The organism is Enterococcus raffinosus, from assembly GCF_018917525.1.
GTDB classification, from domain to species: Bacteria; Bacillota; Bacilli; order Lactobacillales; family Enterococcaceae; genus Enterococcus_A; species Enterococcus_A raffinosus_A.
Genome location: NZ_JAHLOS010000048.1, coordinates 21,271 through 32,015 on the forward strand (window position 1 = coordinate 21,271; position 10,745 = coordinate 32,015).

General features: G+C 36.1%; 17 protein-coding genes and 1 tRNA gene. 13 read left to right on the plus strand and 5 right to left on the minus strand.

The window, feature by feature from the left end; all coding sequences use genetic code 11:
* Positions 1 to 138 precede the first annotated feature (138 nt).
* The 6 genes from KQI58_RS19940 to KQI58_RS19965 all read left to right on the plus strand — a co-directional run bounded on the left by KQI58_RS19940 (position 139) and on the right by KQI58_RS19965 (position 3,501).
* Positions 139 to 492 (plus strand): DUF1622 domain-containing protein, encoded by a 354-nt coding sequence (locus KQI58_RS19940; RefSeq protein WP_216410719.1) that lies wholly within the window; start codon positions 139 to 141, stop codon positions 490 to 492.
* Between the two features lie 153 nt (positions 493 to 645).
* Positions 646 to 742: transfer RNA gene (locus KQI58_RS19945), tRNA-Sec, on the plus strand.
* A 122-nt stretch (positions 743 to 864) separates the two neighbouring features.
* Positions 865 to 1,146 (plus strand): DUF1905 domain-containing protein, encoded by a 282-nt coding sequence (locus KQI58_RS19950; protein WP_216410720.1) that lies wholly within the window; start codon positions 865 to 867, stop codon positions 1,144 to 1,146.
* A gap of 300 nt (positions 1,147 to 1,446) precedes the next feature.
* Positions 1,447 to 2,496, plus strand: coding sequence for an acyltransferase family protein (locus KQI58_RS19955; protein WP_216410721.1), 1,050 nt, complete (start codon positions 1,447 to 1,449; stop codon positions 2,494 to 2,496).
* A gap of 495 nt (positions 2,497 to 2,991) precedes the next feature.
* The gene (locus KQI58_RS19960; protein WP_216410722.1) at positions 2,992 to 3,192 is read left to right on the plus strand and encodes a cold-shock protein; all 201 of its coding nucleotides are present in this window, start codon (positions 2,992 to 2,994) and stop codon (positions 3,190 to 3,192) included.
* Between the two features lie 75 nt (positions 3,193 to 3,267).
* Positions 3,268 to 3,501, plus strand: a complete 234-nt coding sequence (locus KQI58_RS19965) for a hypothetical protein (protein ID WP_216410723.1) — start codon at positions 3,268 to 3,270, stop codon at positions 3,499 to 3,501.
* 100 nt (positions 3,502 to 3,601) lie between these two features.
* Here the strand turns inward: KQI58_RS19965 and KQI58_RS19970 are convergent, their stop codons facing one another.
* Together KQI58_RS19970 and KQI58_RS19975 are read right to left on the minus strand one after the other, a co-directional pair.
* Positions 3,602 to 4,069, minus strand: coding sequence for an ImmA/IrrE family metallo-endopeptidase (locus KQI58_RS19970; protein ID WP_216410724.1), 468 nt, complete (start codon positions 4,067 to 4,069; stop codon positions 3,602 to 3,604).
* Between the two features lie 4 nt (positions 4,070 to 4,073).
* Positions 4,074 to 4,400, minus strand: coding sequence for a helix-turn-helix domain-containing protein (locus KQI58_RS19975; RefSeq protein WP_216410725.1), 327 nt, complete (start codon positions 4,398 to 4,400; stop codon positions 4,074 to 4,076).
* 209 nt (positions 4,401 to 4,609) lie between these two features.
* Between KQI58_RS19975 and KQI58_RS19980 the strand changes: the two genes are divergently transcribed.
* From KQI58_RS19980 to KQI58_RS19990, 3 genes are all read left to right on the plus strand, one after another.
* Positions 4,610 to 4,999: a transcriptional regulator gene (locus KQI58_RS19980; protein WP_216410726.1), complete on the plus strand. Its 390-nt coding sequence runs from the start codon at positions 4,610 to 4,612 to the stop codon at positions 4,997 to 4,999.
* Positions 5,000 to 5,269: 270 nt separating this feature from the next.
* Complete coding sequence (locus tag KQI58_RS19985; RefSeq protein ID WP_216410727.1) at positions 5,270 to 5,485, plus strand: BhlA/UviB family holin-like peptide; 216 nt, start codon at positions 5,270 to 5,272, stop codon at positions 5,483 to 5,485.
* Positions 5,478 to 5,753 carry a holin gene (locus tag KQI58_RS19990; protein ID WP_216410728.1) on the plus strand — a complete coding sequence of 92 codons (276 nt, stop codon included), beginning with the start codon at positions 5,478 to 5,480 and terminating at the stop codon, positions 5,751 to 5,753. The genes KQI58_RS19985 and KQI58_RS19990 overlap by 8 nt, the downstream gene beginning before the upstream one ends.
* Before the next feature lie 121 nt (positions 5,754 to 5,874).
* Here the strand turns inward: KQI58_RS19990 and KQI58_RS19995 are convergent, their stop codons facing one another.
* Together KQI58_RS19995 and KQI58_RS20000 are read right to left on the minus strand one after the other, a co-directional pair.
* The gene (locus tag KQI58_RS19995) at positions 5,875 to 6,603 is read right to left on the minus strand and encodes a class I SAM-dependent methyltransferase (protein WP_216410729.1); all 729 of its coding nucleotides are present in this window, start codon (positions 6,601 to 6,603) and stop codon (positions 5,875 to 5,877) included.
* A gap of 86 nt (positions 6,604 to 6,689) precedes the next feature.
* Positions 6,690 to 6,905 carry a hypothetical protein gene (locus tag KQI58_RS20000; RefSeq protein ID WP_216410730.1) on the minus strand — a complete coding sequence of 72 codons (216 nt, stop codon included), beginning with the start codon at positions 6,903 to 6,905 and terminating at the stop codon, positions 6,690 to 6,692.
* 613 nt (positions 6,906 to 7,518) lie between these two features.
* Between KQI58_RS20000 and KQI58_RS20005 the strand changes: the two genes are divergently transcribed.
* Entirely contained in the window at positions 7,519 to 7,950 is a 432-nt protein-coding gene (locus KQI58_RS20005; RefSeq protein WP_216410731.1) for a universal stress protein, read from the plus strand.
* 67 nt (positions 7,951 to 8,017) lie between these two features.
* Entirely contained in the window at positions 8,018 to 8,446 is a 429-nt protein-coding gene (locus tag KQI58_RS20010; RefSeq protein WP_216410732.1) for a universal stress protein, read from the plus strand.
* Between the two features lie 21 nt (positions 8,447 to 8,467).
* Here the strand turns inward: KQI58_RS20010 and KQI58_RS20015 are convergent, their stop codons facing one another.
* The gene (locus KQI58_RS20015; protein WP_216410733.1) at positions 8,468 to 9,028 is read right to left on the minus strand and encodes a GNAT family N-acetyltransferase; all 561 of its coding nucleotides are present in this window, start codon (positions 9,026 to 9,028) and stop codon (positions 8,468 to 8,470) included.
* A 200-nt stretch (positions 9,029 to 9,228) separates the two neighbouring features.
* Between KQI58_RS20015 and KQI58_RS20020 the strand changes: the two genes are divergently transcribed.
* Together KQI58_RS20020 and KQI58_RS20025 are read left to right on the plus strand one after the other, a co-directional pair.
* Positions 9,229 to 9,951: a C39 family peptidase gene (locus KQI58_RS20020; RefSeq protein ID WP_253296052.1), complete on the plus strand. Its 723-nt coding sequence runs from the start codon at positions 9,229 to 9,231 to the stop codon at positions 9,949 to 9,951.
* Between the two features lie 162 nt (positions 9,952 to 10,113).
* Complete coding sequence (locus KQI58_RS20025; protein ID WP_216410735.1) at positions 10,114 to 10,542, plus strand: universal stress protein; 429 nt, start codon at positions 10,114 to 10,116, stop codon at positions 10,540 to 10,542.
* Positions 10,543 to 10,745 lie beyond the last annotated feature (203 nt).

The window sequence follows — 10,745 nt, forward strand, 5'->3', positions numbered from 1 at the left end:
TCCCTACCATAAGCAGCGAAACTTACGCGTTACTTAAATAGAACTAAGAAAGTCTAAATTATTCAACAGAAAATCCGATTGCTTCGCGATCTATTTCAGATTAAAATAAAGATATAAAGTTTAAAGGGCAGGATTATTATGGAAAATTTTGAACAGATACTTCAGCTTATTTTTCATCCCATTGTTTTGGCACTGGATGTCATCTCGATTTTTATCATTTTATATGGGGCAATTTTTTCCTTTGTTAAGTTAATCCAATCGAGAAGTGAGCAGGATTATTCCTCTGTGCTGCACAAAAACAAATGTATCAAAGCATATTTAGGCAGTTATATTTTGCTGAGCCTGGAATTTTTAATCGTTGCGGACATTATTGAATCAATCATCAATCCCACCTTTCAGGACATTATCAAATTAGCGATGATCGTGCTGATCCGAACGATGATTTCTTATTTCTTAAATAAAGAAATAAGTGAATTTTCCGATGATCAATAGGATTTTGAGGAAAAGATCATCCTGCTTTGAATCCAATAATTTAGTAATTTTTAAAAAGAAAGAAGCATTTAAGATAAGGTGAATTCTTTCTTTTTTTTCTTTACAATTTGTTATTGATTCCACCTTGAAGGAGTGGTATGATTATTTTGTTTCGGGAGTGGATGGGTTCTGGTGTTCCCTCTGGTCTTCAAAACCAGTATGAGGAGTTAGGAGCTTCTTGGGTAGGTTCGATTCCTACACATTCCCGCCAATTAAACTATTATGTCTGACAAACACTGATTTGACGCCAATCTCAGCAGTGTTTGCCGGACTTTTTTATGTTTTAGAGTTTATATTAGAAATTTTCAAAACCTAAGAAAGAGGAGTTTAGAAATGAAGGAATACAAGTTTGATTCTAAAATCTATACATCAGAAGTAGGAAAAGGCGGTGCTTACGTAATCTTTCCGTATGATGTTCGGGAAGAATTTGGGAAAGGCCGCGTCAAGGTACATGCGACGTTTGATGGCGTTGACTATGATGGAAGTATTGTGAACATGGGTGTAAAAAATGAGGATGGCAGTATTTGCTATATTTTAGGAATTCGAAAAGACATTCGCAAGGAAATAGGGAAGGATATTGGGGATGTGGTACACGTCATTGTTTCTTCAATTTAGTAACACTTAAATAGAAATTCAGCTATATCAATGTGTTACGTTTATTTGACAATTGAAGATTTCCGAATTAATTAAAGGTAAGTAATTCAGGTCAAAACATAATCACGCTGTTTTGTTATGCTGCATGTTTAGAAGAATGACAGATTTTTTAACAGGAAAAGGACATTTTATCCTGAAAGAGTAGTATTCACTCTTAAAAGGGTAAAAAACTGCTTGTTTTCTATTTTTCTAAAATATATCATAAGTATGTACGAAGTTTTTTGGGTTATCAGTAAATTTATGCTAGTGACGGGGGACATAGTGGGAAATTCGAAAAGAAATATAAATATTGAATTGCTTAGAATCATCAGCATGCTAATGATTGTTTATCATCACTACTATGTTCATAGTGGATGGGCGTTTCCTAATGATTTTTCTGGAAAAGCTGCATTTATTATTATTATGGGTAGCATGGGAAAAATTGGAGTTATTCTTTTTGTTCTAATTACAGGGTATTTTTATTCTCAACAAGAGTTTAAATTAAAAAAAATATTTACACTCTCAAATGCTGCAAGATGGTATTCTATTTTGTCGCTTTTTATAGTTATTTTTTTCACAGATATGAAATTGGAATTAACAGCTCAAGAGATAGTTCCCGTGCTGTTTCCAATTGAATTTAATTACTATTGGTTTTTGACTCCGTATGTTATTATTTTATTACTCAATCCTTTTTTAAAGAATTATCTAGTTAGTATAGAAAGAGAGAAAAAATTAAGAGTAACGTTACTTTTTATCGGGGTGCTACATATACCTGCATTGATTGGAATAGTGACACAAACGGATAATTATTTTATTCCTGATAGTATTCTATCCTTTATTTCCTTCGTTTTAGTTGGAGATTTGTTAAAAAATTATGAACATGAGTTATCTACAAAATACTTTAAATACGTCTCATTGCTTTTTATATTCAGCGGGATGCTGATCTTATATAAAGGACTATTTTATCAACCTTATGCTGTCAAATCATTTCCTGAACTGCCAAGTTTCTTTTTAACGGGAACTGAAAGCATAAACGCGTTGATATTTAGCGCAACTCTTTTTTTAATAGTTTTAAAAAAAGTTTCTATTAAAAGAAAAATTATCCTATTTGTTGCACCTTTAGTCTTTGATGTATATTTATTGCATGATAACAGATATATCCGTCCATTGATTTGGCAAATCATTTTTAATAATAAGGATTCATTTGATAGCTCTTGGCTAATCTTTAGAAGTATTTTTGAACCGCTACTTGTTTTTATGATTTGTTTATTATTTGCCTTTGTTCGATTTTCAGTGTTGAGTCTAATAAAAAGAAAATTTCAGAGATTCTAAATGGTAAATAGCTGAAATCCTATTTTATTAAACAATTTATTAAAGACTAGCTTATCGCTTTGGATTTATTTCAAGTTGATGAGCTTTTGTTTTAGCAAAACTATACTTGTGGAGATGATGAAGTCGGCATGAAGAGCTCTATTTTGAAGGTTTAATATTTTCTTGATTAATAGAACTTAAGACACTACGCGAAATAACTTTAGGGATTCTTTACTTTTTGAAAAGACGTAAAGACAAAATGAATATATCATTGATTATAAAGGATTCCCTAAACAAAAGGGGCAGAGGGAACATCATTAGGAAGTGACTTGTTTGGATTAATGTGCACTTACTATTCATATTCTTTTGCTTTTACCCTCCATCCATGGTAAGGTAATCAAGTAATACTTTGATATGTGACTAGTTGGTTATCTATATTTATTAAGATGCTTTTTTATTACACGTCATTTTTTATTACAAATAAACACATTTGATGTGTAATTGGAGGTACTTTACATGAATAAAGGTACAGTAAAATGGTTTAATGCAGAAAAAGGTTTTGGTTTTATCACTGGTGAAGATGGCAACGACGTGTTCGCTCATTTCTCAGCTATTCAAGGAGACGGTTTTAAATCTTTGGATGAAGGCCAAGCAGTGACATTCGATGTTGAAGAAGGCCAACGTGGCTTACAAGCTTCAAACATTGTAAAAGACTAAAATTTGTTTAATTACGAATAACTAAGAAGATCGGAAACGGTCTTCTTTTTTTAATATTTGAAGGAGGATGTTCACATGGCAAGCACTTATGGATTTAAATCTCCAAAGCCCTCTTTTTTAGGGGAGCGCTTCTCGGTAGGCCAAGAGGTATTTTTCGAATATAAAAAAGAAACTCAACGAGGCATTGTAAAGAATAAGTTGAATAACTCAGCAATCGTTAAAATCATAAAAAGTGAAACAGAAGATCTGAATGATTTTACAACGGTGATTAGTTACGACAGCCTAGTTGATCCGGAAACAAATTTTTAAAAATAAAATGCCCTTCCTAGGACTAGTTACAATCGTTATGATGAAGGTATTTAATTGAAATTGCTCAAATAAACGACCCTAGTTTAGGATCGTTTATTTTTTATTCAAAAAATTCAAATACGCCAATTGTACCGTTTGCACGAAAAAGGATGCGGTAATTTTGGTAAGATAGGCCCTTTTCATACATTCTTGCATAGACTTTGACTGCATGTTCAAAGGATTTTTTATTTACCCCCAAAAACTCCGCGCATTCCCACACAGTTGTAAAACGTTCTTTGTAGCAAGCGATAATATCTTCTGGAGTCACGACTAAAGTAGCGCCAACATCCCGCGCTCGTTGTTCCTGTTTTCGTTGCTCAGCGGTATCCTGACTTATTAGATCGCCTGAGCTGGTTAAATAATGGGCAATTTCTTCGGCAACCGTATCTGTTAGCTCTTCGGAGGTTTGACGAGGATTTAGGTAGACATGATTGTCGATATACAATCCTTTTTGTCCATCTGGCATGGAAGGATCGAAAACGTAATTGATTCCTTGAAAACTGGCCATAAGTTTTTCTGCTTTATCCATCTGTTCAATCCTTCTTTGCGTGCTTCTGTTTAATGAAATCAATGTAATTCAAAATATCTTCCATCTGTTCCTCCGTCACTTCATCATCAATATGAGCAGCAACAGTCATTTGTTTTGCTGAAAAGGAGTTCTTCGGTTCTCGGCCATGTAAGTAGTCTAGAGAAACGTTAAAGAAGTCCGCAATCTTATTTTGTGTTTCAATATCAGGTGTTCGTTTTCCTTGTTCATAAGATGCGTAGGTCGTTTTCGCAATTCCCAATTTTTTTGCCATATCAGTCTGAGTCAAACGAGGTGTTTTTTTTCTTAATTCTTTCAATTGTTGGGCAAACATCAGCACGCACTCCCTTCTTCTCTATGATAACACGATACGTATTAATTTATCCATAAAAAAGAATAAATAATTTTACAAAGTACGCGAAATGTATTACCATTAATTTAGAAAAAATAATTAGCTACGTTTTTAAGCGATGTATCATTAAAATTAATCCGAAGTTCCCTGTAGCTAGTGGAATTCGTTAGTTATTTTAAGGAGGAGAGAAGATGGAGAAATGGAAAAAGGACTATTTGAAAGGAATTCTGAAAGATTATCCTAAGATGGAAGACTATTACTTGGAAAGAAAAGAAAAGCTGCTTTTGCATAATAAGAAGACTCATCAACGAGCCAATACAGATACTAAGGACAAGAAGTTGTTAATCTCGATTTCCCTTGATCGACAATTGATTAACTTGGAGCGAAATCAGCGAATCATTTCTTTGTGTTTAGAAAATTCGACGGAAGAGACAAGAAAAATTATCAAATTGCTTTATATGACGAATCATCGCAAGGTTAATCTTGATTTGGTAGCTGATCAAGTTTTTTTGAGTAAACGCCAAGTCATTCGTCTACGGGATGCTTTTTTTGAAGAACTAGCCGAACATCTAGGGATTTGATGTCTTTTTTTTGGCAACCAATCAAACGTATGTTCGTATATAGTGTAAGTAGATCAAAGGAAAGGGGATGGATAGGATGTATATTTTCATGGCAGATTAATAGTGAGGACTTTGATTGTTCGGATTTTTTGAGAGAGGAATTTTGTATTCTTTGGAGGTTGTGAATTGTTCTAATATGAGAATAAAAAATTACTGTAAAATTTAACCTTTCCGAATGAAATTGAAGTCTAGATGGAGATAGATGATTATTTTTTAAAGGAGCTATGAAGCATGGATAACTTTATTTCGACAGTTCTCAACAACCCGGAAAGCATCGGATTTCCAGTGCTTTTTGTATTTCTATTAGTTTGGGTGATGAAGCAAAATAATGCACGTGAAGAGCGCTACCTGAACACGATTGACGACTTAACAGAGTCACTTAAGCAAATTGAGAGAATCGAGACAACTGTCAATCGAATACGAGAAAGGATAGGAGAAAATGGATGAGATTTTGACACATATTTTGGCGACTGGATTAAGTTTTGCACCAATCATGATGATTATAACAGAGGGTGTGAAGCAGACGAGGTTAGTGGATACACGGTATTTACCAATAGTGTCACTAATTCTTGGTACAGTTTTAGGAGTAGCGATGGGACTTCTTTTCAATCAATCGTTAGGAGAATTGGCACTCGGAGGTCTTGTTGCTGGAGGTATGGCTTGCGGGTTGTATGATGCTACGAATAAATATGGACACAACAGAGAAAATCCCTGAAGATCTATTGTCTTCAGGGATTTATTTTTAGACTATAAAGAAAGTATAAACTTTTCATATGAATAACTTGCCTTACAGCAGGTATATCCATGTCCGGCTGAGCGAGTTCGCGAAGCCTTTCTTAGTTTTTCTCCGCCTTCACAATCAACATCATCGGGCGGCGCATTTCATCCTTCATTCCACGGATATCCAGCATATTCTCAGGCGGCATTGGTTCGACAAGGCGTTTGATTTGAAGCCCATTTGTCAGCAAATTATCTAAATAGGTAGTTAAAGTGCGATGATATTTCGTGACATCACTACCGAGAAAATGCGCGTTGCGCTTTCCTTCATAAAAGTAATGATCGACAGGAAAGTGTACAATCGTACCATTTTCATCATAAATCCAGTCTTGAGAACCTTCGGCCGTAAAGATCGGATGCTCAACAGAAAAAATGAATTGTCCGCCGGGAACCAACCAACTAGCAATATTCTTCGCCAATTTTTCAAAATCCTCAATATAATGGATCGCTAAGGAGCTGATGACAATGTCTGCACTATTTGGTTCAAAAGTGATTTCATCGATACTGTCGTGAAGATAGCAGATATTGTCAAAGGTATTTTTTTTGCGTGCGACCTCCAGCATTTTTTCGGAGATATCCACGCCAATGACTGAAGTTGCACCGTGTTCAGCAGCATAAAGACAATGCCAACCATATCCGCAACCTAGGTCCAACACACGTTTTTCCTTAAAATCAGGTAGCAACTCTTTAAGTGTCTGCCATTCGCCAGCCCCGTCTAATCCTTTTTGACTGCGACTCATCTGACTGTAGCTTTCAAAAAATTTCTCATTATCATAAATATTTTTCATTGTAATTCCTCCATGTAATTTGTCTTTAGTTAAATCACATGGAGAAAATCTCTTTTGTGTGCAATCATTTTTAGTCCTCGCTTTCGTTAAATTTCATTCATCCAATAGGTGCGATCAATCGGTTCGACAAAAATTTCGAACTCGGTGGATTCGTTTTCAATAATATGAGTAACCCCGTGAACCAGCAAAAATTTGTCAGGCTGTCTCAGCTGCAGCGTGTCGCCGACATTAGGAAGTAGTGTAAGGTCGATGGTTCGTTCTTCTTTTCGGGTGAGGATATTTTTTAAGTTAGCTTTATACATGTCTGTTCCTCCAATTGCACTTGTGTATCACAGTACATAGTTTAACACACAAAGGATGAAGAAAAAGAGGTGATTTTTGTTTTAAAAAACCTTTTTGGTAATTATAAAAAGGAGTGGAATTTCACCGTGCTTAAGATCAAGCTAGATGGGCTCTCATAATTATTCAGCTGAAAAAAGAAGACCGACAAAAAAGACCGGCCAAAAAATGGCAACGGTCCACAAGTGAAAAAACAAATTCTATAAAGGATGGGTAATACCCAACAATTACTATAATAGGAAAAGGCTTTCTTGGCAATTTTTTTGCTCAAAAAAAGCCGTCGCAGGGCAACGACGGCTGGAGTCCTGGGAAGGAACTCGGATAAACAAATGAACTACTGTAACCTTAATGGATTGTCGAAAAAGATACAAGAAAAATGCTCAGAGAACCGCAAAATAGTATAAACAAATGACTGACTATTTATTTTATTAAGGTAGAACAGAAGTTAAAACAGTAGGATTTTCAATAGTGACAATTTTGTAGGCACTTAAACTAAGGAAGTTGCTGAGGAAAAAGTTGATTTCGTTTCACAGATCACTTATTTTCCTTTATAATTTAATAAAGGAGGCGGTTACAATGATGAGTAAATACAAAAATATTTTAGTAGCAATCGACGGATCTGGACATTCAGAGCATGCTTTTGATGAAGCCGTTGAAGCAGCCAAACGTCACGATGCCAAACTGAATGTTATTTCAATCATTAATGACAGTGAACTCTCCACCAGCGCTTTTTCTTTTAGCAAAATCTATGCGGCGGAAAAAGAGCAAATTGAAAAAGAAATGTTGAAAAAAGTTCATGACGCGGCGCGTAAAGAGCTTGATAATGTTGAACCATTTGTTGAAATGGGCAGTCCCAAAGAAAAAATTGTTGAATTTGCAAAAGACAATGATATTGACATGATTTACCTTGGTGCCACCGGAAAGGGCGAAATTCGTCTGTCCCGGATCGGCTCCACCGCAGCTTATGTTGTTAACCATGCCCCATGTAGCGTGACTGTCATTCGTTAGTTGTCTTGATAATAAAAGAATGGGTATAGGGAAAAAATAAAGTCATTAGTTTGAAGGAGCAGATAATATGATCAGTAGATATAAGAATATTATGGTTGCTGTGGATGGATCTGATCAATCGGAGGGCGCTTTTTTTGAAGCGATCGGTGCAGCAAGACGAAATGAAGCTAAATTGTACGTCGTTCAGGTGATTGATGATTCTAGTATTTTAATGAGCAGCGCGCAGCCGATGGATGATATTTTAGCCGAAGAATCTCAACGGGCCAAACAATACCTAGAGAAATTAAAGGAACGTGGTCGCTATCAAAATATGGAGCTCGTTCAATACATTGGCAATCCTAAAAAGGCATTAACAGAAGAATTACCGAAGCAATATGCGATTGATTTGATTTATGTTGGTGCAACAGGTAAGGGGCGTTTTCAACGTCTATTAGTTGGTTCAACTAGTGGATATATTGTAAATCATGCACCATGTAATGTAATGGTCGTACGATAAAAAAAGGTTTTGACGAAGGAGTTATTCGTCAAAACCTTTTTTAAATTGTTCTTTCAATAAAGTATAGTGATTCATGTCTCTCAGTTTGCCACGAAGCAGTGTATCTTGTGATTCAGTGCTAGTCAAAAAGAACCCACAACGTTCGGCCACACGATTGCTAGCAGTGTTCTCAACATCGACACAAATCAATAGTTTATTCAAATCGAACTCGTTAAATGCCAAATGACAAAGGGCTCTAACACTTTTTGAAATGATTCCGCGTTTGGTAAAGGAGGAATGCAGCCAGTAACCAATTTCGCCTTTACCGATTTTCCGATCAATATTATGAATATCAATGCAGCCGCAAATCATGTGATCTTGGAGAATAAGAAAAAGATAGTCTGTGCCGTCAGCGTAACCATGTAGCTTCATTTTGATGAAGTCTTTTTCGTCTTCCAGCGTTTTTGTTTCTTCCATGACATCGATAAATGCTTGGATATGCGGACGATCTGAATCAATCAATGCCAAAAGCTCTTCAGCAGCCTCTAATTGAGGAAAGGCAAAAGCTAAATGCTCGTCAATTTGATAGGTAAAAGCATTCATAAGACAATACCTCCGAGAATTAGTTCATTGAGCATATCAGTTTGAAAAATGAATGTCAAAAAAAGTTTTATGAGAATAGTATATTTTGAGGGCTAAAACGTTAAAATAGCTTAAAATTATATTGTTTCAAGGGCTTTTCTTTGTTGCTTTTCATAATAAACCGTATAATTTCGGATGGACTATTAATGTTAGGTGATGAAATGAAGAAAAAAAGAGTCGTGATTCTGCTACTTTTCTTAGCAGTGATTAGTGGGGGGATTTATTACGCCCAAGGAAAAAATGAATTGACTGAGCGAATTGTGGCACCTCAAAAAAAAAATAAAATCGTGTTAGATGTTCCCCTAGAGAGCCAGTTTGATGACGTGGCCTTGGAAAATGGATGCGAGGTTACAGCACTTTCGATGCTACTACAATATTACGGTTACGATACAGACAAAAATGAGCTGGCGGATGAGCTTGACTATCAGCCGTTGTACACAGAATCTGGTAATCATGGCAATCCCCATCTAGGTTTCGTGGGAGACATTACTGGTGGAGACGAAGCGATGGGCGTAGCTGTAGAGCCGATCGCAAAATTGGCCAAAGAATATGTGGCGGATGATTATCGTGTGGTTGCGAGTAACAAAAAATCATTCAATAAAGTCATAGATATTGTAGCTAGCGGAAAACCCGTTTGGATCGTCGCAACTGTGGACTTTCAGGTGCCAAAGGACAATGATTGGTTGTTATGGGAGACAGATCAAGGTAGCATGTATGTCACACCATTAGTTCATTCCGCCGTCATTACTGGCTTTGATCGTAAGGAAGAGATTGTTTATGTCAATGATCCTTACGGGTATCAAAATCGTGAAATTGATTGGTCTGATATGCAGCAAGTCTATGAGGAGTCTGATCAGCAGTCATTGTATTTAGAAAAAATTTAGTCATTTTTTTACCACGTCAAGTCATTTTGAGGTGGTTTTTTATCGTTCTATGAGTAAATTTGTTCGTTGTGAGGAACGTTGGTATTATAGGTTTTTTTACCATGAAAAAGGGCTTACAAATGCTTGACCGCTTGCTATACTAGAGTAAAAGGGGGAAGGCTCATGAATGAACGCTATTACAATATTTTGGCAGCAGTAGATGGTTCACCACAGGCTCATCAAGCGTTGATGGAAGCTGTCGAAGCCGCACGACGAAATAATGCACGTTTGTATATCGCCCAGGTTATTAATAGTAGTGGATTACTACTGAATAGTGCGACGCCAATTGCCCAAATCATTGAAGAAGAGAAGAAAGCCGCACTCAAATTATTGGAAGAAGAGTTTGCCGGAATCGATTATTACAATAAACAATTGATTACTTGTGTGGGAAGCCCCAAAAAGGCTCTTTGTTTTGATCTGCCCGAAGTATACAAAATCGATCTGATTTATATTGGCGCTACCGGAAAAGGAAGACTCGAACGAATGCTCGTTGGGTCCACCACCGATTATGTGGTCAATAATGCTCCTTGCGATGTCATGGTGGTGAGGTAGAACAGACTTACGATCTAGAATAAACGATTCAAATAAATAGAAATAATTGAATCGAATTATCTAAAAAAGGGTGAATATACTATTCAATGTCATTAACTTAAGCATATTGACAAATAATCCGTAGTACTGGTGGAAGAATTGTTCTTCTCCAGTGCTACGGATTTGTCTTTTATTCGCTCGATGGCACGTCTAAATAAGCGATT

What these genes read in the sequence shown, in the direction of transcription:
- KQI58_RS19990 (WP_216410728.1), top strand. Translation starts at nt 5,478, where the DNA reads ATGGATGAGATTTTGACACATATTTTGGCGACTGGATTAAGTTTTGCA.
- KQI58_RS19970 (WP_216410724.1), bottom strand. Translation starts at nt 4,069, where the DNA reads ATGGATAAAGCAGAAAAACTTATGGCCAGTTTTCAAGGAATCAATTAC.
- KQI58_RS19940 (WP_216410719.1), top strand. Translation starts at nt 139, where the DNA reads ATGGAAAATTTTGAACAGATACTTCAGCTTATTTTTCATCCCATTGTT.
- KQI58_RS20020 (WP_253296052.1), top strand. Translation starts at nt 9,229, where the DNA reads ATGAAGAAAAAAAGAGTCGTGATTCTGCTACTTTTCTTAGCAGTGATT.
- KQI58_RS20015 (WP_216410733.1), bottom strand. Translation starts at nt 9,028, where the DNA reads ATGAATGCTTTTACCTATCAAATTGACGAGCATTTAGCTTTTGCCTTT.
- KQI58_RS19975 (WP_216410725.1), bottom strand. Translation starts at nt 4,400, where the DNA reads ATGTTTGCCCAACAATTGAAAGAATTAAGAAAAAAAACACCTCGTTTG.
- KQI58_RS19960 (WP_216410722.1), top strand. Translation starts at nt 2,992, where the DNA reads ATGAATAAAGGTACAGTAAAATGGTTTAATGCAGAAAAAGGTTTTGGT.
- KQI58_RS19995 (WP_216410729.1), bottom strand. Translation starts at nt 6,603, where the DNA reads ATGAAAAATATTTATGATAATGAGAAATTTTTTGAAAGCTACAGTCAG.
- KQI58_RS19980 (WP_216410726.1), top strand. Translation starts at nt 4,610, where the DNA reads ATGGAGAAATGGAAAAAGGACTATTTGAAAGGAATTCTGAAAGATTAT.
- KQI58_RS20000 (WP_216410730.1), bottom strand. Translation starts at nt 6,905, where the DNA reads ATGTATAAAGCTAACTTAAAAAATATCCTCACCCGAAAAGAAGAACGA.
- KQI58_RS20025 (WP_216410735.1), top strand. Translation starts at nt 10,114, where the DNA reads ATGAATGAACGCTATTACAATATTTTGGCAGCAGTAGATGGTTCACCA.
- KQI58_RS19950 (WP_216410720.1), top strand. Translation starts at nt 865, where the DNA reads ATGAAGGAATACAAGTTTGATTCTAAAATCTATACATCAGAAGTAGGA.
- KQI58_RS20005 (WP_216410731.1), top strand. Translation starts at nt 7,519, where the DNA reads ATGATGAGTAAATACAAAAATATTTTAGTAGCAATCGACGGATCTGGA.
- KQI58_RS19965 (WP_216410723.1), top strand. Translation starts at nt 3,268, where the DNA reads ATGGCAAGCACTTATGGATTTAAATCTCCAAAGCCCTCTTTTTTAGGG.
- KQI58_RS20010 (WP_216410732.1), top strand. Translation starts at nt 8,018, where the DNA reads ATGATCAGTAGATATAAGAATATTATGGTTGCTGTGGATGGATCTGAT.
- KQI58_RS19985 (WP_216410727.1), top strand. Translation starts at nt 5,270, where the DNA reads ATGGATAACTTTATTTCGACAGTTCTCAACAACCCGGAAAGCATCGGA.